This is a genomic window from Streptococcus caledonicus (genome assembly GCF_042656225.1).
Classification (GTDB): Bacteria; Bacillota; Bacilli; order Lactobacillales; family Streptococcaceae; genus Streptococcus; species Streptococcus caledonicus.
In genome coordinates this window covers 151,888-172,683 of sequence record NZ_JBHSOJ010000023.1, presented here as the reverse complement: position 1 = coordinate 172,683, position 20,796 = coordinate 151,888, and the positions used below count along the sequence as shown (strand labels likewise).

19 protein-coding genes and 1 pseudogene are annotated in these 20,796 nt (G+C 40.2%); 1 reads left to right on the top strand and 19 read right to left on the bottom strand.

The genetic code is table 11. The features are described from left to right. Positions 1–252: 252 nt before the first annotated feature. The 15 genes from ACFPQ3_RS09310 to ACFPQ3_RS09240 all read right to left on the bottom strand — a co-directional run bounded on the left by ACFPQ3_RS09310 (position 253) and on the right by ACFPQ3_RS09240 (position 13,821). On the bottom strand, positions 253–1,410 hold the full coding sequence (locus tag ACFPQ3_RS09310) for an MFS transporter (RefSeq protein WP_156806223.1): 1,158 nt from the start codon (positions 1,408–1,410) through the stop codon (positions 253–255). Between the two features lie 11 nt (positions 1,411–1,421). Continuing rightward, complete coding sequence (locus tag ACFPQ3_RS09305; RefSeq protein ID WP_156806224.1) at positions 1,422–2,447, bottom strand: threonine aldolase family protein; 1,026 nt, start codon at positions 2,445–2,447, stop codon at positions 1,422–1,424. A 14-nt stretch (positions 2,448–2,461) separates the two neighbouring features. Beyond that, positions 2,462–2,785 carry an AzlD domain-containing protein gene (locus ACFPQ3_RS09300; RefSeq protein ID WP_156806225.1) on the bottom strand — a complete coding sequence of 108 codons (324 nt, stop codon included), beginning with the start codon at positions 2,783–2,785 and terminating at the stop codon, positions 2,462–2,464. Beyond that, positions 2,778–3,479, bottom strand: coding sequence for an AzlC family ABC transporter permease (locus ACFPQ3_RS09295; protein WP_156806226.1), 702 nt, complete (start codon positions 3,477–3,479; stop codon positions 2,778–2,780). The genes ACFPQ3_RS09300 and ACFPQ3_RS09295 overlap by 8 nt, the downstream gene beginning before the upstream one ends. A gap of 74 nt (positions 3,480–3,553) precedes the next feature. Further along, positions 3,554–4,261 carry a hypothetical protein gene (locus ACFPQ3_RS09290; protein ID WP_156806227.1) on the bottom strand — a complete coding sequence of 236 codons (708 nt, stop codon included), beginning with the start codon at positions 4,259–4,261 and terminating at the stop codon, positions 3,554–3,556. 5 nt (positions 4,262–4,266) lie between these two features. After that, on the bottom strand, positions 4,267–4,710 hold the full coding sequence (locus ACFPQ3_RS09285) for a LytTR family DNA-binding domain-containing protein (RefSeq protein WP_156806228.1): 444 nt from the start codon (positions 4,708–4,710) through the stop codon (positions 4,267–4,269). Positions 4,711–4,847: 137 nt separating this feature from the next. After that, complete coding sequence (locus tag ACFPQ3_RS09280) at positions 4,848–5,153, bottom strand: bacteriocin immunity protein (protein WP_156806229.1); 306 nt, start codon at positions 5,151–5,153, stop codon at positions 4,848–4,850. A 24-nt stretch (positions 5,154–5,177) separates the two neighbouring features. Next, complete coding sequence (locus ACFPQ3_RS09275) at positions 5,178–5,891, bottom strand: TIGR00266 family protein (RefSeq protein WP_156806230.1); 714 nt, start codon at positions 5,889–5,891, stop codon at positions 5,178–5,180. Positions 5,892–6,057: 166 nt separating this feature from the next. After that, a complete protein-coding gene (locus ACFPQ3_RS09270; RefSeq protein WP_156806231.1) occupies positions 6,058–7,281 on the bottom strand; it encodes an MFS transporter in 1,224 nt (407 codons plus the stop codon). A 23-nt stretch (positions 7,282–7,304) separates the two neighbouring features. After that, a complete protein-coding gene (locus ACFPQ3_RS09265; protein ID WP_156806232.1) occupies positions 7,305–8,651 on the bottom strand; it encodes a 6-phospho-alpha-glucosidase in 1,347 nt (448 codons plus the stop codon). A 36-nt stretch (positions 8,652–8,687) separates the two neighbouring features. Further along, a complete protein-coding gene (locus tag ACFPQ3_RS09260) occupies positions 8,688–10,265 on the bottom strand; it encodes an alpha-glucoside-specific PTS transporter subunit IIBC (RefSeq protein ID WP_156806233.1) in 1,578 nt (525 codons plus the stop codon). 152 nt (positions 10,266–10,417) lie between these two features. Further along, a complete protein-coding gene (locus ACFPQ3_RS09255; protein WP_156806234.1) occupies positions 10,418–11,194 on the bottom strand; it encodes a MurR/RpiR family transcriptional regulator in 777 nt (258 codons plus the stop codon). Positions 11,195–11,344: 150 nt separating this feature from the next. Further along, on the bottom strand, positions 11,345–11,839 hold the full coding sequence (locus ACFPQ3_RS09250; protein WP_156806235.1) for a beta-class carbonic anhydrase: 495 nt from the start codon (positions 11,837–11,839) through the stop codon (positions 11,345–11,347). A gap of 174 nt (positions 11,840–12,013) precedes the next feature. Further along, positions 12,014–13,375 carry a DNA repair protein RadA gene (gene radA / locus ACFPQ3_RS09245; RefSeq protein ID WP_156806236.1) on the bottom strand — a complete coding sequence of 454 codons (1,362 nt, stop codon included), beginning with the start codon at positions 13,373–13,375 and terminating at the stop codon, positions 12,014–12,016. A 2-nt stretch (positions 13,376–13,377) separates the two neighbouring features. Continuing rightward, complete coding sequence (locus ACFPQ3_RS09240; RefSeq protein WP_156806237.1) at positions 13,378–13,821, bottom strand: dUTP diphosphatase; 444 nt, start codon at positions 13,819–13,821, stop codon at positions 13,378–13,380. 302 nt (positions 13,822–14,123) lie between these two features. Here ACFPQ3_RS09240 and ACFPQ3_RS09235 point away from each other — a divergent pair. Next, a pseudogene (locus ACFPQ3_RS09235) lies at positions 14,124–15,352 on the top strand (IS110 family RNA-guided transposase). 173 nt (positions 15,353–15,525) lie between these two features. Here ACFPQ3_RS09235 and ACFPQ3_RS09230 read toward each other — a convergent pair. From ACFPQ3_RS09230 to ACFPQ3_RS09215, 4 genes are read right to left on the bottom strand one after another with little or no spacing between them, the layout of a single operon-like run. Further along, on the bottom strand, positions 15,526–16,197 hold the full coding sequence (locus tag ACFPQ3_RS09230; RefSeq protein WP_156806238.1) for an ABC transporter ATP-binding protein: 672 nt from the start codon (positions 16,195–16,197) through the stop codon (positions 15,526–15,528). After that, positions 16,197–17,276 (bottom strand): ABC transporter permease, encoded by a 1,080-nt coding sequence (locus ACFPQ3_RS09225; protein WP_156806239.1) that lies wholly within the window; start codon positions 17,274–17,276, stop codon positions 16,197–16,199. Before ACFPQ3_RS09225 ends, ACFPQ3_RS09230 begins: the two co-directional genes overlap by 1 nt. Positions 17,277–17,290: 14 nt before the next feature. Further along, the gene (locus ACFPQ3_RS09220; protein ID WP_156806240.1) at positions 17,291–19,075 is read right to left on the bottom strand and encodes an ABC transporter ATP-binding protein; all 1,785 of its coding nucleotides are present in this window, start codon (positions 19,073–19,075) and stop codon (positions 17,291–17,293) included. Next, positions 19,076–20,785, bottom strand: a complete 1,710-nt coding sequence (locus tag ACFPQ3_RS09215) for an ABC transporter ATP-binding protein (RefSeq protein WP_156806241.1) — start codon at positions 20,783–20,785, stop codon at positions 19,076–19,078. Positions 20,786–20,796: the final 11 nt, after the last annotated feature.

Below are 20,796 nucleotides of genomic sequence, written 5' to 3'. Positions count from 1 at the left end.
AAAAGAAATAGAATTCCTAGGAAATCATTGAACTATCAAACACCATATCAAGTTTTTCTGACTAACTTGAAAATGTCTAACTTAATTTGACAAATGAGGAAACTAAAAATCTTTTTATGCGAAAACTTCAAAAAGCCCTCACTAAGAGTATAGCACTTAGCAAGGGCTTTGCCTATTGGTTGTCATTGTTTTGTGGGTGTGGGCTCCGCCATCGTGATGATTTGTCCCAGCCTCTTGATATTATTATTTCTACTAAATTGTATCTTTTCTTAACATCGCAACCAGCAACCCACTTCCTAGAAGGATATTTAACACACCAAACAAGAGGAAGGCAAAGGTTATGTCTGTATTGATGGTGGACGCAGCTTGTAGAGCAAACGCTGCACCACCTCCTCCAAGACTACACCCAAGAAGTACAATTGTCGTTGCTGTGCCTAGTTGGTTAATGGAAAAGCTTTCGGAGACCTTATGAAAAACAAAAGTAACTCCTAGGCTATAAACAAAACCGGTAAGGACTGCACCTACTCCTAATAACCATAGGGAGTGTGCTTGCCAAAGCAGGATCATTCCCAAACCAAAGATAAGGGGAACTAGCGATGAAAACCATTTGTTAACAACATGAATAATCTGACTAAAGACTAAACCAGAAAGAATGCCCATCAGCATCATTAAGGTGAGGATAAAGCTGGACTGGGTTGCTGTTCCCATGTCTAATTGTTCAACAACTAGGGGGATGCGTAGCATGTTTGCGGTATTAACTAAGATAATAAAACCTGCATAAGCAGCTAAACTGACAAGATAGACTAATTGTTTACCAGTTAGTTTTTCTTTCACTTCCTGCGCTGGTTCTTCAACAACTTCCTCTATTTTAGGAACAAAGAGAAGGTACATGGCTAACATCAACAGACCAAAAAGATAAATCAGATAAGCCTTAGACCATCCCAAAGTGAGGAATTGCCCTGCTAATAGGGTTAGGCTAGCTGATCCTAACACCTCTGAAGAACCACGTAACCCCAATACTTTGGTTTTTTCATCACCTTGGTAATGATGGCTAATGATATTAATGGCATGGGCATTGATGAGCCCCACCCCAGTCCCCAAAACCAAACGTGAGATAAATAAGACACCATAATCTTGATTAAAAGCAGGTAAAGTACCACCAAAACTGATTAGCAACAAACCTAGTATAATCGCTATACGCTCAGGTATGTGACGCAAAATAGGATTCAGTAATAATATGACTAAAATCATCAAGGAAGATAGTGAAAACAGTTGTTCAACTTGTGAAACAGTGTAGCCTTGTTTCTGATAATAGGTTAGCATAGCTGGCAAGGCTGAGGAAACCGCAAATGGTGTGACTAGCATAAATGATAGACCTAGCAAACTAATCTTTTTCATCATTTTTTTCATTGTTTCATTCCTTATAATACTTCTGCAAGGGCATCTATATCAGCCTGTCTTGTTGACCAGCTGGTCGCTAGGCGAATCACTGTGTTATAGTCATCATATTTTTCCCAGAAACTATAAACCACTGACTGGCCTAGCTCCTCCAGCTTGTCATTGGCAACAATTAAAAATTGTTGATTAGTCGGACTTTCGAGATAGAAGCGATAACCTTTTTCTTTGAGTAAGGCTTTGAGTTGTTCAGCATAACTAATGGCTTCTCGTCCAATTTTCTCATAAAGATTGTCTGTAAAGAAGCGATCAAATTGAACACCGAAAAGACGTCCCTTGGCCACTAAAGCACCATGTTGTTTGACAATAGCGGTGAAATGTTTTGGCATATTCTGTTTCGTAAAGACGATGGCTTCACCAGCTAGGGCACCGAGTTTTGTTCCTCCGATGTAAAAGACATCGCAGAGCTCTGCTATTGCTGCCAAAGAAAGGTCAGACAAAGAACTTCCCAAGGCATAACCCAAGCGAGCACCATCCATATATAAAGGAATCTGATAAGAACGGCAAACCTCCGCCAATGCAGATAGCTCCTCATGGTTATAGAGGGTGCCATACTCAGTTGGATGAGAAATATAAACCATGCCTGGAAAGACCATGTGTTCGTGGTTACCATCAGCGTAAAAATCAGCCAGATACTGTGCCACGTCATCTGCTTTCAACTTACCAGCATCGTGTGGAAGAGTCAATACTTTGTGCCCAGAGAACTCAATAGCTCCTGCTTCATGGGTGGCAACATGCCCTGTCTCAGCCGCAATAACCCCTTCATAAGACTTGAGCAAACTATTGATAACCAACTGGTTTGTCTGAGTACCTCCTGTTACAAACTGGACTTGTGCCTGAGGACAGGCGCAGGCTTCACGAATCTTGTCAGCTGCACGCTGGGTGTAGCCATCCATGCCGTAACCTGCTAAATTTTCCTCATTCGTGTCAATCAAGGCTTTTAATAACTCAGGGTGCACGCCTTCGTTGTAGTCATTTTCAAAATGTAACATCGTTTCTCCTTTTCCTAAAACACTAATCGTAGCACTGCCATGCAGATACAGCCGACCACTACTGTAACCATAACGTTTTTGGTGCGTAACATAATGGCAAAAGTCGGTATGACTGCTATCAGCTCCGCCCATTTGACCTGTGGCAAACTCCCTACTTCCACCGTGAAAACACTGGACAATAGCAGAGCAAAAATAATGGACACTGGCAGATAATTAAAGAATTTGATGAGTTTATCTGGTAAGGTCACCACGCGCACTAAAGCATAAGGGAGAACCCTTGGAACCCAAGTCACCAGAGTTGCTAAGCCAATCGCTAATAAAAGATAGGTATTAGTCATCAATCATCACCCCCACTGTACAAGCCGTAATCGTTGCTAACAGCACTGCTAAAGAACCTGTTATCACCATTGACGATGTCAAATAAGTCACTGTAACCACAGCCAGAAGCACACCGATTTTCTTAAGCGGTAATCGCTTGGCTAGGCTGGTCAGCTGACCTGTAAAAATCGCTACAAACATGGCTATCAGAGCAAAATCAATGCCTAATGCTGCTGGATTAGGAAGTAGATTCCCAAGAACAGCTCCTAAAACGGTTGATAGACACCAAACCAGATAGCTAGCAAAATTATTGCCGTACATCCAGGTCGGACTGACTGTGGTTAACCCATTTTTCAGCTCTGCCCCAAGCAGGACACTGTAACTTTCATCAGTCATAAAGGAACCAATCATCAGTTGCTGTAATAAACTCGCCTTAGGAAACAAGGTTGCCGTGTGCAAGTTCATCAAAAAGTGACGAAGATTAGTGAGAAACACCGTTAGGGCAATGCTAGACAGCTCTGCCTTTGCCAACAAAAGCGCACAAAGCACAAACTGCCCAGATCCCGAATAAATGAAAACACTGGTTAATAAGGTCTCCAAGGGACTTAATCCCGTTTCGCTCGCTACGATACCAAAGGCTATCCCTATGGATAGGTAGCCTAACATGGTGGGGATGGCAGCACGTACTCCCAACCGTAAATCCTGTCCTCTCATCCTCTCTCCTCATTTCTCTGTAGTTCTGATTATTTTACCACAAAGAAAAAGGCTTGGAAAGGACCAAGCCGAGATTAAATAAAGATAATATTAAGGGTGCTAAAGACGAAGTCACCAGTAATATAGAGGGTTTTATCTGTAGTTTCTCCTGATGGGGTGTAACCGATACGGCTAAACACTTGGTCTCCTTGAAACTCTAAATGCCAGTTTTTGGGAATATACAAGGTCACGGATGAAAATACCGCATCACCGGAAAAGGCCGCAGAATCTGTCATCATATTGGCATTGTCAAAATAAATGGTCGTTGTACCAAATACCGTATCACCACTCACATCTGAAAACTCATCATTGATATAACGGGTAGATTTTCCAAAAACCGTATCACTGTCAAAACTAGAAACTCTGGTCATAGACTTGTCAGTTGTCCACCCCCAAACCTTCTTCTTTCCATCTACACTCCGATAATAACTTGGTTTTCCAGAGAACTTATTCGGTTGAAAAAGTAGCTTCACTCCTAAATAGCAAAATACGCCAATCAGAATGATTGAACCATTTCCCAAGGTGGTAAATGAAAAATGCTCATTCACTAGTAATAAACACCACGTTCCGAATAGAAAGCTACCTCCCAAGCTTTTCTTAACCAAACTGTGGCAGAAAAAGTAAAACAAGATGCCAAACCACACCAAGCTCCCCAATGGTATGGTTAGCTTGGGAAGATAGTCTTGAAAAAGGATAGCTGCTGCCACTGCAAAACTTGCTAAAGCTAATACTGTTTTTTTCATTTTCCTTACCTCAATTCTTGTAATTTTTCTTTTAATAAGTGATAGTAATGTCGTGAGACATAGACCTGCTTATGACTATCGTAAAACCGTATCATGCTCCCTGAAAAGGATTTATCAAGAGAATAGATTTTGCGTGTGTTGGCAATACTGGCCTTAGCAATACGACAAAAATAGTTAGGCAGATAGTCTTCCAGCTCGTACAATTTTAGCTTAACTTCATAGGCATTATCTTTGGTATGCCCGTAAATCTTACCACCATCAGTCTCAAAGAAGATAACCTCTCCCACATCAATAAAATACTCACTGTTGCCTTTATAAAAGATTAGCGGAGGCCTTGTCAACTGGCTGAGCAGTTGCTGCATTTGCTCAATCTCAGCTGATAATTTAGGCGTACGGATAATCACTTCCGCATCGGTCAAACTGTCATCCAATTCAATCGTGATCTTCATCTCCTACTCCTCCCCTTTTGATAGTCTCATTATAACAAGCTGACGTTGAAAAACAAGAGCTTTTCAGTAAGTGGTTGATTTTGAGCCTTAAGTGGTAAATAAAAGAACCCGAGTTTCCTCGAGTTCTTCTGTAACAATTAAGCTTGACCACCAAACAAACCACCTAAAATTTGTATGGTAGCAATTGTTCCTCTATATTTTTGTAATATTTTTTGACTGGCATTTGCTAAATCCGTAATCGTTTTAGGGGCATCATATTTATGTGCCATCAAATACCACGACAAACTTTGATCTAATTTACTAAAAACAAGATTTTCCGGTTCATTTTTATCTAAATCAGCTTTTGCATCTAAACACACTTGATAGAGTTCCTTATCCTTGGCAACTTCCTTATCCAAAAGAGCATTGTACAACAACTCTATAACATCCTGATAGTTCGCCATTCTATATGACCTCATTCTAGATTATTATGAATTATTTCCTGTGATAATATAGCTTTGCAATTGTTCGGCAAACTGTTGTAAATTAAGGCTTTGGATATAAATTTCACCATAGCCAGAGAAGGTATTGACCACGCCCTCACCAGTACCGATGGACTGCATAAAGCCATTTTCAAGGTGAATATCATAGTCAAGGTCACGGCTCCAGGCCACGACATGGGCATTGTCAATCGTGATACTTTCTCCATTTAAAACAAGCTTTTTAATAGAACCAAAACTATTAGCAAGGAGGGTTCCTTCACCTTCAGTCGTCATAACAAAAAGTCCACCTTGGCCCCCGAATAAGGCACGGCCAACAGATTGGCGCTCCATTTTATAATGGGCTGAGCCATCTAAGGCAAGAAAGGCACCGTCATTAAGACGATATTGCTTCACACCAAGTTCCAAAGCAATCACTTGACCTGGAGTTGATGGCGCAAGGGCCAATTTCCCGTCAGCACCATTAGATACCGCCTGAGTGATAAACATTGACTCACCAGATACCATTGAGCGTCCAAGTGCTCCGACCAATTTACCTAGACCTGAACCACGCCCATTTAAGCGAGTGTTCAATGACACACTAGGACTATGATAAACCATACTACCTTGCTGAATATAAGCAGACTCTCCAGCTTCCAAGACAATTTCAACTAAAGGAAACTGCATATTGCTATCAATTGTAAATTTCATCCTATTATCCATGCGAGACCTCTTTCTCTTGCAAATCGCAAAGCTGTTATTTTGTATTGTTTTTATAGGACAATTATATTAAATTTTAAAATAGCTGTCAACAAAAAAATCAGCCCCAAAAGAGACTGATGTTAATCACATTTCTTTCTCAAAGAGTAGTCTCTCTACACGAAACTACTTAATCGGCTTCACTCTGAAAATCTGATAACTGTTTTCTTAAATAACCAATCAACAATAAAGCTAAGATACCTAAAATCGAAAAAAGTATGAGAGTAATTGAGTATCCTAATCGGATACCTAAAAAACCACTCAGTATTGGGATAACAAAAGAAGCCCCTCCCATAAACAAACTAAGTGCAATCATCTGGCCACTATTTCGCAAATATTGCGGAACAATCTGTGCTACTAAAAATTTTGAGGTAATTAGAATGATAGGTGTCGTAAAAATTTGTAGCAAGCAGACAAAGACAAGACCTAGACTGGTTGTCATCAATCCAAATAAAACAAATTGTGCAGTTGCCACCAAGGCGCTCAGTTGCAACATTCTCAAATTACCATACTTTCGGATCAAGGTCATTCCAAAAGCATACATTGGGATCTCCAACAAAGAGCCGATTGACCATTTCAGAGATAGCTCCAGAGGCGTAGCTTTTAAAGAGAGCATTTTATCAACAACTAAAGTTGTATTTGCTACAACCAAACCATAGAGTAAAAAAAGAATGAGGATCAAAATCATGTAATCTTTCAATTTCAATAAAGCAACTAAATCACTTAACGTGACTTCAGTTTTAGTGGTTTTACGCTCAATATCTGGCAAGGCTTGCATAACTATAAAGGCAATTAAACTGAAAAAAACGATAATCCCTGCTACGCCTCTATACCCTAGTAGAGTCATGATAAGGCTAGACCCTAAGCTGCCAATGGTCCAACCTAAAGACCCAAAAGATTTTATACCGGAAAGCGATGCTCGTAAACTTTCGCTAATTCCCATAATCCAAGTATCTAGAAAACCACACAAGGCATTCAAAAAACCACCTACAAGCATAACAATAATGACCATCATCGGAAACGATAGTTTGTTAAAAAATAACAAGCCACTTGCCACTAAAAAAATTACTATACTCGTGCTAATATAAACTTTTGCATATCCAGTTTTATCAAATAAATAGCCTAAACCTAGCTGTAACAGGATTGTTAACAAGGCATAGCCTGACAGGGCAAAGCCACGTTCATAAGAGTTAAACCCTTGATATTCTAAGTAGGGAATCAGATTAGTCATACATAATCCAAAAGCTGCGTATGATAAGAATTGTACGACTGAAAATAATCTCCGGTGTCTCATTGTGTTCTCTACAAAACCTTTCATGAAAACAGAAAGGATAGCCCCACGATAAGGCATCATGGAAATCTATCCTTCTTAATTTATTAATGTAATTCTGGCCAGAAGTCTTTATTGGCTTCAATCATTTCATCAAGAATTTCCTTAGCAACTTTAGCACTTGGAACTGACTTGTTCATCATGAATGATTGCCATAGTTTTTGGTAGCTTCCTTCAATCCATGCTTCAACAGCTAGTTTTTCAGAAGCTATTTGTTGTTCCATTAAACCCTTTTGGAAGGTTGGAATGTTACCAATTGACATTGGTTCGTATTGATCTTTACCAACGATACATGGGATTTCAACCATAGCATCATCTGGGAAGTTAGCAATTGCACCATTGTTTGGAACAATAAGCAAGAAACGTTCTTGGGTATTGAATGCAAGAGCACATGCAAGGTCTACGATGAACTGTGCGTGCTCATTTGATGCAAACCAAGTGTCTTTGGCTGTTCCCGCTGCAACAATACGTTCACATTCTTCTGTTGTATCTTTTTCACGACGGTCCATAATTTCATTGGCACGTGTGTAGTTTGGATCTGAATGTTCAACAGTTTCTGGTGCCATCATATAGTATTTCAAGTATGTATTCCACAATTTTGTTGGGTCCATAGCATACAAGTCTTTTGCAGCGCGCATAGTATCAAGCCAAGATGATTCTTTGTGCTGCCCTTGAGGTGTGTACTCTTCATAGCCATGTTCTTTGACATATTCCATCAATTTTGGCATCAAGTCATTACCTTCATGGTCACGAATTTGTGTCCACCAACCAAAGTGGTTCAAGCCATAGTAACGGACATCAAATTCTTTACGTGATTTCATGCCAAGGATACGAGCAAAGATTTCTTCTAAGCATACTGGCATGTCACAGATATTAATGACACGTGCATCAGGACGTAGGACACGGCAAGCCTCTGCAACAATTGCCGCTGGGTTTGAGTAATTCAACATCCAAGCACTTGGTGAGTATTTTTCCATGTAGTCAATGATTTCGATAAGTGGACCAATGGTACGTAGACCGTATGCGATACCACCAGGTCCACATGTTTCTTGGCCAACACAACCATGTTTGAATGGGATTTTCTCATCCTGTTCACGCATTGCAAAGAGGCCAACACGAATTTGTGCCATAACAAAGTCTACTTCTGTAAATGCTTCGACAGGATCTGTTGTATAGCTAAAAGCTACTTCTGGACGACGTTCACGAATAATGATTTCACAAGCTTTAGCAACACGTTCTTGACGTTCAGCAAAGTTATCATAGAGTTTGATAGACTCAATTGGGAACTGTTCGTAGTTCTCTAATAACATCGTAATGATACCTGCTGTGTAAGTACTTCCACCACCTGCGATGACAATACGTTGTTTACGGCGATTTTCTACTGGAATTGACATAATAATTCTCCTAAAATATTAAACTAAATTGACCTATTATAATAATTCTTCAAAAGCATCACGAACATAAGGAACGGATAAGCCGACAATGACTTGAATAGCTTGTCCATTGTTCACTAAACCATGAGCTCCAACATCTTTAAAGTTTACTTCTTGAGCAACCTTGTTGGGATCCTTAACGGTTACTCTCAAACGAGTTGCACAGTTCGTAACATCTTCAATATTTTCAGCACCACCCAAAAGTTCTAAGTAAGCTTCTGCTTGTATTTCTGTTGATGATTTTCCTGATTTTGTAGAAGTTGTACTATTTCCTTTTTTCTCCATGTACTCCGCTTTACTGTAAAGCTTAGTTTCCTCAGTATCATCTTCGCGACCTGGCGTCTTAAAGTTAAATTTCGTAATAAGGAAAACAAAGACAAAATACCAAATCACACCGAAGATGAGACCTAGGATAACCTGAGTGACATAAGTCATCCAGTGATTTTGAGCAAGTGGTAACCAGTTAACGAAGAACCAGTTAATAAGTCCACCACCAAAGTCTCCAACGACACCAAATGAGAAAGCCAAGGCTTGAAGTGTTGCATCTAAAAGAGCATGGACAACAAATAAGAGCGGAGCAACAAATAAGAAAGTAAATTCAAGGGGTTCTGTAACCCCAATAAGTACTGCGGTAAGAGTAGCCGGAATCATCAAACCAAGAACTTTCTTACGTTTTTCTGGTCTAGATGTTTTAAGGAAAGCTCCCATAACCCCAAGTGAACCAAAGACTTTACACATACCTGAGAGAGAGAAACCGATTGGATAAAGTTCTTTTAATGGCTCTGTTGATTGTGCAAATTCATGAATATGAGTTGCCCAGTAAGCTGAAGTCCCACCTTGCACAATTGCATTATCATAAGTGAACGGCGCATAGATAAAGTGATGCAAACCAGTTGGGATAAGGATTTTTTGCAAGAAACCATAAACCCAAATACCAAGTGAACCACTATTGATAAAGAAGCCTTGCATGCTTCTCATACCGTCTTGGACATGTGGCCAAACCAAACATGTTAACCAAGCTACTGGTAACATCATAAAGAAGCTAATTGCTACAACAAAAGATGATCCACGAAAGATTCCAATAAAATCTGGTAATTCTTTATCGTAGTAACGATTGTGCACCCAAACCACAATCCCTGAGATTAGGAGTGCTCCAATCATACCAGTATCTAATGTCTTGATACCAGCAATCATGGTCAAACCAGAACCTGTACTTGTTTCAGCAGCAAAATCAACACCGAAGAAATTTCCCCAGTAAGTCAACATTCCGTTGATAAAGTAGTTAAAGGTTAGGTAAGTCGCTAAAGCTTCCAAGCAGGCTCTAGCTTGTTGTTTTTTAGCTAGGGCAATCGGCAAAGCAAGTGCAAAGAGAACAGGTAGTTGCATAAAAACCATCCAACCACCATTGGCAACAATTTGCCAAAACTGATACCAGACATGTTCTGGATCTGCTAAAGGTCCGACAATATTTGGATTTGTAAAGACAATGGATAGACCGACCATAATCCCTGAAAAGGCAAAGAGTAGGGTTGGCGTGAACATTGCGCCACCAAATCTCTGGATTTTTTTCATCATAGAAGCAAGGCTCCTTTTATTATTTTTTCACAAGACGTCTTTGTGCTTTAATCATACCATCTCACAAAAATCTTGCAAGAGCTTTCAACAACTCTGTTACGGATTCCTAAAACATAAAAAAATTCACACAAGTTGTGAATTTTTTTCATCTTTTATTTGCTTTCTGATAAAACTAAACGATTGTTTTTATACATAGCGTATTGAATGAAAAGCAACTCTACCAATAGATAGTATGGCATGGTCATTTTATAATTAGGATGAGTCGCTAAAAAGCTTAACTTGGTTGTGTCAATATAAAGATTTTCATCGCTCAACTCTGCTAAAGGATTATTTTTAAATTCTGTTAGCGAAATAATTTTAGTCCCAGTCATCTTTAGCTGACGTGCAATAGACAAGACCTTATCAGTATTACCACTAAGTGAAATGATAAAAATAAGATCATTAGAATCTAAAATATTGTACATGGCAGGATCAAATGTCGTTCCTGCAAAATCGTAAACAACTTCCTCAACTGATAGGAACAAACGTTTAAATTGTTTTGCTACGGACTGCTGAACATCGCCAGTACCATATACAAAAACTCGTTTTGCATCAAAAATCAATTGACAAACCTTTCCAAAATCCTTGTCACGTTGTTTATTAATATAGTTTGACAAACAGTCACAAGCCTCATGGAAAGCTTCTCTTGACTGAGGTAAAGTCTCATTTGACATGTTTAGGAGCACTTTAAACTCACTGTATCCAGTCAATCCTAATTTCCTGACAAAACGGGAAATCGTTGTTCTTGAAACATTTGTTGCTTCTGCTAGTTCAGTTATCGTCAAACTAGAAACTTCCTTCTTATGACGGGCGATGTATTCCCAAATCAACAAGTCAGTCTCATTTAATTTTGAATAGTATTTCAACACAATGGCATTTAAATCAATCATATTTACCTACTTCTTTTAAGAATGTCATTCTCTAGATTGTAACATATTTCTACCATTTCTGAAAACCCTTACTTAATGTTAGCTAACACTAAGCATGTCACTATAATAATTACCATTATTTGCCAACAGAAATCTAATTTATTTAAGGTATTATTGAACCTGAGTCATCAAACCAGTATCTACATCGTAGATTGCCCCACTAATCATCACATCATCAGGAATGAGTGGTGACTGGCGCAGCATTTCCATATCTTCCCGCACACTATCTTCCACATCTTCAAAGGGGAGAAAATCTTGTCCTGCCACATCCACTCCTAGTTCGCGATGGATATGTTTCGCAAAATCTTCGTTCGTAAAGGTCTGTGCTCCGCAGTCTGTGTGGTGAAGCACCACAATTTCTCGTGTTCCCATCTGTTGCTGCGAAATCACTAAAGAACGAATAATGTCCTCTGTCACTCGACCACCTGCATTCCGCAAGATATGAGCATCTCCTAGTGCCAACCCAAGAGCTGGTGCTACATGAAGACGAGAATCCATACAGGTCACAATTGCTACTTGCGTTTTAGGCTTCAAGGGAAGATGGGCGGTTCCATGGAGATCTGCGTAAGCTCGATTAGTCTTTAAAAAACGGTCAAAATAAGACATAAATCTCTTTCCTTTCTCACTCAATCAATTGAGTCCATTTTAATACCAAGGATGGTCTAAAAATTTGTTCTATCCTACCATTTTCAAAGCCTTCTGTCACGAAAAAAGCCTGCGTAAAGCAGACTTTTATGCTTATTCTTGCTTGATAAAATACCAATTATCAGCTGGCACTTCCTAGCGAAATACTTTCTTCAAAACTTCTCCAACGGTCATGACACCGATGACTTCGATACCTTTTGGCACTCCGATGCCTTGTAAAGAATTTTTAGGGGCATAGATTTTGGTGAAACCTAATTTTGCAGCTTCGTTGATGCGTTGCCCGATGCGCGTGACACGGCGGATTTCCCCTGTCAAACCAATCTCACCGATGAAAGCCTCTTGAGGATTGGTTGGTTTTTCTTTGTAGCTAGAGGCAATGGCTACCGCTACCGCAAGGTCAATAGCTGGTTCATCCAGTTTTACTCCACCAGCAGACTTGAGGTAGGCATCTTGGTTTTGTAATAACAGCCCTGCTCTTTTTTCCAAAACAGCCATAATGAGACTGACACGGTTAAAATCAAGACCCGTTGTCGTTCTCTTAGCATTACCAAAAACGGTGGGTGTTACTAAAGCCTGAACCTCTGCTAGGATTGGACGAGTCCCCTCCATCGTCACGACAATCGCAGATCCTGTTGCGCCATCCAAACGTTCTTCTAGGAAAACTTGGCTAGGATTTAACACTTCGACAAGCCCACCAGATTGCATTTCAAAAATACCGATTTCATTGGTTGAGCCAAAACGATTTTTTACTGCTCTTAGGATACGAAAAGTATGGTGACGTTCCCCTTCAAAATAAAGAACCGTATCCACCATATGCTCAAGCATACGAGGTCCCGCAAGAGTTCCTTCCTTGGTGACATGCCCCACAATAAAAGTGGCAATGTTATTGGTCTTAGCCAACTGCATAAGTTCTGCAGTTACCTCACGAACCTGTGATACAGAACCTTGCACACTTGTCACCTCTGGGCTCATAATGGTCTGAATAGAATCAATAATCAGAAAATCAGGCTGAATCTTTTCAATCTCAGCTCGGATGCTCTGCATATTGGTCTCTGCATAGAGATAAAATTCATTATCGATATCCCCTAAGCGTTCACTTCGCAGCTTAATCTGCTCTGCTGATTCTTCCCCAGAAACGTATAGAACCGTCCCTTTGTTAGCTAGCTGAGTTGAAACCTGCAAGAGCAAGGTCGATTTTCCGATACCCGGGTCACCACCAATAAGGACAAGGCTTCCAGGAACGACACCGCCCCCAAGGACACGGTTAAATTCATCCATATCAGTCTTGGTACGAGCATAGTTGATGGAGCTGACATCTTTTAGCTTTGTCGGTTTGGTTTTTTCACCAGTCAAGCTGACGCGGGCATTTTTAACCTCAGCGACTTCTACTTCTTCGACAAAGGAGGTCCAAGCGGAACAATTTGGGCAGCGCCCTAAATATTTAGGAGAATGGTAGCCACACTCCTGACAGATAAAATTTGATTTTTTCTTAGCCATACTTACTTCCCAGTACTTCCAAAGCCACCAGTACGCTGACCAATAGCTTCATCACCATCTACTAATAAAAACGGAGCAAAGACCCCTTGGACAATGCGTTCACCTACTTCAACAACCACTGTCTCATCAGTAATGTTTTTCATCTGAGCAAAAATATGCCCCTCATTGGCCTCATTGCCATAATAATCCCCATCAATAACACCTACTGAGTTAATCAAGACAAGCCCTTTTTTACGAGGATTCGACGAACGGTCATAGAGGTACAGCACCTCTGTTGACTGCATGTAGGCCTTGACCCCTGTCGGCACAAGGACAATCTCTCCCGGTGCAATTTCTGTACGAACAGATGCTTTCAAATCATAGCCAGCCGCATGAGCTGTCTCACGCTTTGGCAACAAATCTTGGTTAGTTTCTGTTGAAATCAATTCAAATCCACGGATTTTCATATTTATAATTCATTCCTTTCGTTTCACTCAAGGCACAACACTGAATGAAAAGGTATTGTGCTCTTTGTTTTAGTTTATAATTAAAGTGAGTAGGCCTATCACAACTACAAATCACGGGGAGGTGAATAAGTGAGTGGTCTAGCCATTACCTCGAATATTTATAGGTGTAGCTCTTCCTATCAAGCACAACTAACTGTGACTATGAGCACGTAAATTTATAATTGGATAAGCGACTCGTTTGTGAAAGGGGAGAGCAGTCAAGGGATAGGCGCTTCTCAAATTTTGGCGAAGGGAGACCCCTCATGTTAAAAATTGGTTATCCCAATTGTTATGGCATTGATGTGCATAAAACCTTTATCGTAGCGGTTATTGCCATCACCGACAATCATGGAATCACTAGCTACCACCGTAAGCGTTTCTCAACCTTTACAAATGGTCTCATGCAGCTAAGAAATTGGTTGGAATACTATTCCTGCTTTGATGTCTGTATGGAATCTACCGGTAAATACTGGATTCCTGTCTTCAATATTCTTGAAGAGTCTTGTAACATCTGCTTGGCTCACCCCGAGTATGTGAAAGCTATTCCAGGAAAGAAGAACGACGAGAAAGATGCACAATGGATTGCCGACCTTTTCAAGAACGATCTCGTTGCTTCCAGCTTCATCCCACCGCTTAAAATCAGACAACTGCGTGACCTCTTTCGCTATCGTATGAAGCTCACTCAGCTTCAAGTCAGCGAGAAGAACCGTTATCAAAACTGCCTGACCTGGTCAAACCTCCAAATCGCAAGTGTTGTTTCCGATGTCTTCGGAAAAAGTGCTCAGAAGATTATTCAGAGTATCCTTAATCATCCTGAGAAAAAACCAAACATTGAACAGCTGGTTCACAAGAGAATGAAGGATAAAGTGATGGCCTTAGAGATCGCTGTTGAAGGTGATGTGACACCTGAACAAGCTGAAAAAATTAGAGTGATCAAAGCCCATTAGACGCTTGAACTATTTGTAAAGAAGATTTAGAACAAATGATCCGAGAAGTGGGACAAGAATACCAAGAACAAGTCAAGTTAATACAAACCGTCCCTAGTTTCAAAGACGACCTCTCTGCCCTCAGAATCATTTCTGAAATCGGTGCAGATATGACAGTCTTTGATATCGCTGGAAAACTCTGTTCTTGGGCGAGACTTGTCCCTACTAACGATGAAAGTGCTGGCAAAAAATACTCAACCCGAATTTCCAAAGGGGGTAGGTACCTCAAACCATTTCTCGTCCAAATCGCTAACGCTGTTGTCAAGTCAGAGAAGCATCCTGAGTTGCGACATAAATACCTGAAACTCAAGAAACGTCGTGGACATCGAAAGGCGATTATCGCTATCTGTCGCAGGCTACTCGTAGCTATCTACCAAGTTCTCCTCAAACAAGAAACTTATAATCCTGTTTTATAAGGCTTAACCGAAATCAGAAATCCAGATAAAACCATGTCTATACAAGACGCTGTTCGTTTTGCACAACAACACGGATTCAATGTTGTTTAAGATTAAAAATCAGGTATCAAGACCTCTTTTCAGTGTGCTCAAAATTAGGGTAAACAAGAAACTAACTAACGTTTATTTTTTTCAAACTTTCTCTTTTCTCTTGTTAATGCCTTTCTATTATAAAATATTCGTCTTTGAAAAGCAAAAACGCCACTTATGTGACGTTTTTCTTATTATTCTAGTACCAATTTACCATCTTTTAAACGATAAATCTTATCTACCACATCAAGAATACGTTCATCATGGGTAACGAGGATAGCTGCGGTTTGTTTGGCCTTGACTTCTTTTCTGAGAAGCTCTGCAATTTGACGACCACGCGCTTCATCCAGACTAGCTGTTGGTTCATCCGCTAGGATAAGTGATGGATTACCCACAAAGGCTCTTGCAATTGCCGCCCTCTGTTTTTGACCACCAGACATATCTTTGGGATAGCTATTGGCACAATCTGGAATTCCCAGTTCTGTCAGTAAGGCTAATAAATCCGCCTGACTAACAGATGATTTTGTCATCTTGGCAACCATCTTAAGTTGATCAATAATAGTCAAATATGGCAAGAGATGATGGTTTTGGAAAATAAAACCAAGGTAATCACGACGGCGTTTAGTCCACTCTTTGGCATTTTTAACTGTTACTAGATCGCCATCTAAATGAAGCTCACCGCCATCTGCCGACAAGAGACATCCGATAATAGAAAGCAAGGTACTTTTCCCAGAACCAGAAGGACCTAGAATCGCAATAATTTCTCCCTTATCTAACTCCAAATTAACATCGTCTAAGATAATACGCTTTTCCTTGCCATCTTGGTAAGCTTTAGTAATATTTTTTAAAACAAGTGGTTTGGTCATTAGGCTTCACCTCCATTGATAATATCAATTGGATCAATCTTAGCAATACGACTGACTGATAAAAGACTCGCTACTACTGTGACAGTAATAAAGGTTACTGACAAGATTCCCATATCTGATAAATTGAGATAAAATGGCATTTTTACCGGTAAAACACTAGCCAAACCAAGCGTTAGCGCATCTCCAACAAGGACACCAACCAAAGCTAGGATAAAAACTTGGAATAACTGTTGAGCTGCTAAACTTCCCATCCCCATACCGAGTGCTTTAAGGACACCGAATTGCTGACGCTTATCAAGACTGATGATGTAGAAGAATACTGCCAAAACAGCTGCTGATGCTACCACCAAGACCCACGTAATCATCCTAAGTGTTCCTTGCTCTGCCGCATAGCCTGGAATTTTTTCAATTAAATCTGCTTTTGACCAGACCTCAACCTTATCCAAGTCTAAATCAGCTACTGCTTCATCACTTGTTACAAAAGCCTGGGAACTCCAAGTAAATTTAGAATTATCAACAGTCATCAAATTTTCATAAGTTTTTCGGCTAATGTAACCAATTCCTGTATGACCGTACATGGCTCCCTTCGTAAAACCAACAACTGTCAACTCTGTTTTGCCATTCTTATCCAGCACAACGTCTCCAATTTTTACATCATCAGCTTGGAAACGTTGGTCCAAAATAATTTCATTCTCCTTAGCAACAGCATTGCCGTCACTTATTTCAGAAGCAAAATCACTGCTATCTTCAAGGATAAAATAAGTAACGTCCACCTTCTCATCATCTGTTGTTACTTGGCTACGCTGAATAGCCAATTCTTCCATTCCTTTGAAACTTTCACCTTTGATAGCTGTTACCGTTTCCTCTGAAAGATGAGAAAAGGGAATAATCCCTTCTGCCTCTTCACTCAAGATGAAATGACTTGCTGGCATGTTTTCAATTCCTGCACTGACAAAACGACGAAGACCATTAGTCAAACCTGAGAGAAACATGACCATGAAAATCATAAGAATAACCAGACTTTCGACCAAGAGGTATTTCTTTTTAAAAAAGAGTAATTCTTTAAAAGTATAAGACATCTCGACACACTTTCTTATTCAAATACAAATTGATTGTGATAGAGTTCTGAATAAAATCCTTTTTGTTTGAGCAATTCATGGTGGTTTCCTTGTTCAAGCACCTTGCCATCTTTTAAGACAATAATTTCATCCGCATTCAAAATAGTTTTCAAACGGTGAGCAATCACAAAGCTTGTACGCCCTGCAATGATCGCTTCCATAGCTTTTTGAATTTTCGCTTCTGTCACCGTATCAACGTTTGAGGTCGCCTCGTCTAAAATTAACACTTGCGGATCCGTCAACAAGGTACGCGCAATTGAAATCAATTGTTTCTGACCTGTTGAGAAGATATTTTCATCATCGGTCACATAGGTCTCATAACCTTCTGGTAAGCTCACGATAAAGTCATGAATGTGGGTCGCACGCGCCGCTGTTTCTACCATTTCTTGCGAAATCTCGTCATTGCCAAAACGAATATTATCCGCAATCGTGCCAGAAAAGAGCACCGATTCCTGCAAGACAATACCAACTTTTTCACGAAGGCTATCTAAATCATATTCACGAATATCACGACCATCAAAAGCAATAGAACCACCATTCACATCATAGAAACGGTTAATCAAGTTCATAATGGTCGTCTTCCCAGAACCAGTCGGCCCTACAACGGCAATCATTTTACCTTTTGGTGCCGAGATAGTGACGTCACTCAACACTTTTTGACCTGGTAAGTAACCAAAGTCAATGTTCTTGATTTCCACCCCTTCTTTTAATTCAGTAAATAGCGGAGCATTTTCTGGACGGACTTCCTCTGGCTCATCAAACATTTCCTGAATGCGATGTGCACCTGTGAAGGCAAGCTGAAGCTCAGCCCAGCTAGAAGCAATCTGCATCATCGGTTGGTAATATTGCTGTGAGTATTGCACAAAGGTTACAACAAGACCAAGTGCTACCGCTGTATCCATGGAGCTATCGTTTAAAACAATATTAGATCCCGCAAAAATGACAATAGCGGTATTGACAAGGCTCATTCCGTTCATAAATGGGAACATAATTCCACCAAAAAGACGTCCCTTGAAGGTTGTACGACGCACTTCTTCGTTGAGTTCCACGAAACCAGCAATCGTATCTTCTTGAACTCCTTGAACGATAATGGCTTTTTGACCCGAAATCTTCTCGTCCATATAGGCATTGAGTTTTGACACCGCAGCTTGTTGCAAGTTAGTGTATTTACGAGCTAAACGAATAATGATGACCAAAGCTAGTAAAGCAACAGGCGTTGACGCAATTGTGACAAGCGCTAGTCTGGTATCTTGACGGAACATCATCCACACCATCCCAATGTAGAGCGCACCATTTGAGAGAATTTGAACCATTGATTGGTTAAAGGCATTTTGGATATTATCTAGGTCACTAGTAAAGCGAGATAGGATATCCCCGTCCTTGTGGCGGTCAAAGAAAGCAATGGTCAATCGCTCTAATTTTCCAAAAAGCCCTTTGCGCATGCGGTTGGTCGAATGCGCCACAATACGAGTCAACAATAAACTATAAATAAGGTTAGCAACCACCGTCGCAACATAGGCCATAAACAGTTTAAGCATGACTCCATTAAAATCAGCCATATCCGCTTCAAAACCTTTTTGCCCCATTTGCGTTGCCGCAAAGTATTGCTGACCAATTTTCCCTAGCTCAGCAATCGCATCCCCCATCAAGACAGGCGTTTTTACTTGTAAATAGGTTGCTAAGATAATCGCAGCAAAAATAACCACAAAGGATAATTTGTACCGTTTAAAATAAAACCAGAAAAATCGTGCTGTTTTCATTTATTCCTCCTCTTTTCCTTTTTGCGTTTCATAAATTTCACGGTAAACGTCATTGTTAGCAACCAGTTCCGCATGGGTCCCTTCCCCAATCAAACGGCCTTCATCCAATACTAAAATCTTGTCTGCTTTAACGACGGATGAAATTTTCTGCGCAATAATAACCGTGGTTGTTCCTTTTAAGTCATGGTTCAGAGCATCTTGGACTAATTTTTCAGACTTGGCATCAAGAGCTGAGGTTGAATCATCAAGAACCAACACTTTAGGATTTCCAATCACCCCACGTGCAATAGACATTCGTTGTTTTTGCCCACCAGAGAAGTTATTCCCACGTTCTTCCACTTGACTTTCATAAGCTTTATCTAAACGGTCAATAAATTCCTTGGCTTGTGCAATACCTGCTGCTCGTTCTATCTGATCAAGGTTTGCCCCAGCAGCTCCCTGACGCAAATTATCCGCAATAGTTCCAGAGAACAGAATGGCTTTTTGAAGCACAATGGATACGGTCTGACGAAGTGTTTTTTGATTCACTTCTTTCAAGTCACGTCCGCCAATTGAAACTGTACCTTCTTGAGGATCAAACAAACGCGGAATCAGCTGTGCTAAAGTTGATTTACCAGCACCTGTTGCACCGACTACACCGACCATCTGACCAGATTTTATTTCAAATGAGATGTTTTTCAATGTTGGCTCAGCATCATGTGGGTAGGTAAAGCTAACATTATCAAACACAATGCTCCCAACCAAGTCCTCATTAGGATTGTCCACAAAAGTCATGGCAGGCTCTGTTTCAAGGATTTCATTAATCCGCTTAATAGAAATTGCAGCGCGGGCTGCATTCATTCCCATGAAACTTACCATAATAATGGAGAACATAATTTGCATTAGGTAGCTCATGAAAGAAGTGAAGCTACCGACCACCTCAAGGTTATCTTTAACCATACCCGATACTAGGTAAAGAGAGGCAAAAATAGCCATAAATGACACAAACATCATAATGGGTTGCAGAATTGAAAAACCGTAACCGATGAATAAGTTTAAGTTCAGCAAATCATTTGAGGTTTCTTTAAACTTAACATATTGATTTTTTTCTTGAACAAACGATTTTACCACACGGATACCTCGAAGGTTTTCCTTGGCAATCCCATTCATTTTGTCCATAAAGACTTGGAATTTTCCAAAACGAGGCCCCATATGTTTCATCACAACCGCCATAATGCTAGCAATGACGATAACCATGACAATAATCATCCACCATAGTTCCGGCAAGGTTCTCACCGCCATGATAAAGGCACCGATGAACAATAACGGCACACGCAAAAGCACCGTAAAACTCATCATCACTAAGTTTTGGATTTGTGTAACGTCATTGGTCATACGAACAACTAAATTACCGGCATTAAACTCTTCAATATTGGCATATGAAAAGCTTTGAATTTTTCGGAAGGTCTTCTCACGAATATCAGCAGAAACACCTTGAGCAATTTTCGAAGCCACAATCGTATTGAGCATACCCGCAATTAGACCGATACCTGCTATGACTAAGAGCCATTTCCCAACACGAAAAATTTCATCTTGGTCATTCATCAAGACAGCCGTCAACACCTCTTTTAGGTAACTTGGCTGTAAAAGTGTTGTCATAACGACTGTTGCTACTAATAAAATCGATGCTAGAGCATACCATTTGTAGCGTAAAAGTGCTTCTTTTACCATTTAATCTCTCC

Excerpts from the sequence above, each read along its gene's own strand:
- ACFPQ3_RS09270 (WP_156806231.1), bottom strand. The coding sequence starts at position 7,281 with ATGATGCCTTATCGTGGGGCTATCCTTTCTGTTTTCATGAAAGGTTTT.
- ACFPQ3_RS09255 (WP_156806234.1), bottom strand. The coding sequence starts at position 11,194 with ATGATTGATTTAAATGCCATTGTGTTGAAATACTATTCAAAATTAAAT.
- radA (WP_156806236.1), bottom strand. The coding sequence starts at position 13,375 with ATGGCTAAGAAAAAATCAAATTTTATCTGTCAGGAGTGTGGCTACCAT.
- ACFPQ3_RS09220 (WP_156806240.1), bottom strand. The coding sequence starts at position 19,075 with ATGAAAACAGCACGATTTTTCTGGTTTTATTTTAAACGGTACAAATTA.
- ACFPQ3_RS09285 (WP_156806228.1), bottom strand. The coding sequence starts at position 4,710 with ATGAAGATCACGATTGAATTGGATGACAGTTTGACCGATGCGGAAGTG.
- ACFPQ3_RS09275 (WP_156806230.1), bottom strand. The coding sequence starts at position 5,891 with ATGGATAATAGGATGAAATTTACAATTGATAGCAATATGCAGTTTCCT.
- ACFPQ3_RS09265 (WP_156806232.1), bottom strand. The coding sequence starts at position 8,651 with ATGTCAATTCCAGTAGAAAATCGCCGTAAACAACGTATTGTCATCGCA.
- ACFPQ3_RS09250 (WP_156806235.1), bottom strand. The coding sequence starts at position 11,839 with ATGTCTTATTTTGACCGTTTTTTAAAGACTAATCGAGCTTACGCAGAT.
- ACFPQ3_RS09215 (WP_156806241.1), bottom strand. The coding sequence starts at position 20,785 with ATGGTAAAAGAAGCACTTTTACGCTACAAATGGTATGCTCTAGCATCG.
- ACFPQ3_RS09225 (WP_156806239.1), bottom strand. The coding sequence starts at position 17,276 with ATGTCTTATACTTTTAAAGAATTACTCTTTTTTAAAAAGAAATACCTC.
- ACFPQ3_RS09300 (WP_156806225.1), bottom strand. The coding sequence starts at position 2,785 with ATGACTAATACCTATCTTTTATTAGCGATTGGCTTAGCAACTCTGGTG.
- ACFPQ3_RS09295 (WP_156806226.1), bottom strand. The coding sequence starts at position 3,479 with ATGAGAGGACAGGATTTACGGTTGGGAGTACGTGCTGCCATCCCCACC.
- ACFPQ3_RS09310 (WP_156806223.1), bottom strand. The coding sequence starts at position 1,410 with ATGAAAAAAATGATGAAAAAGATTAGTTTGCTAGGTCTATCATTTATG.
- ACFPQ3_RS09260 (WP_156806233.1), bottom strand. The coding sequence starts at position 10,265 with ATGATGAAAAAAATCCAGAGATTTGGTGGCGCAATGTTCACGCCAACC.
- ACFPQ3_RS09290 (WP_156806227.1), bottom strand. The coding sequence starts at position 4,261 with ATGAAAAAAACAGTATTAGCTTTAGCAAGTTTTGCAGTGGCAGCAGCT.
- ACFPQ3_RS09305 (WP_156806224.1), bottom strand. The coding sequence starts at position 2,447 with ATGTTACATTTTGAAAATGACTACAACGAAGGCGTGCACCCTGAGTTA.
- ACFPQ3_RS09280 (WP_156806229.1), bottom strand. The coding sequence starts at position 5,153 with ATGGCGAACTATCAGGATGTTATAGAGTTGTTGTACAATGCTCTTTTG.
- ACFPQ3_RS09240 (WP_156806237.1), bottom strand. The coding sequence starts at position 13,821 with ATGAAAATCCGTGGATTTGAATTGATTTCAACAGAAACTAACCAAGAT.
- ACFPQ3_RS09230 (WP_156806238.1), bottom strand. The coding sequence starts at position 16,197 with ATGACCAAACCACTTGTTTTAAAAAATATTACTAAAGCTTACCAAGAT.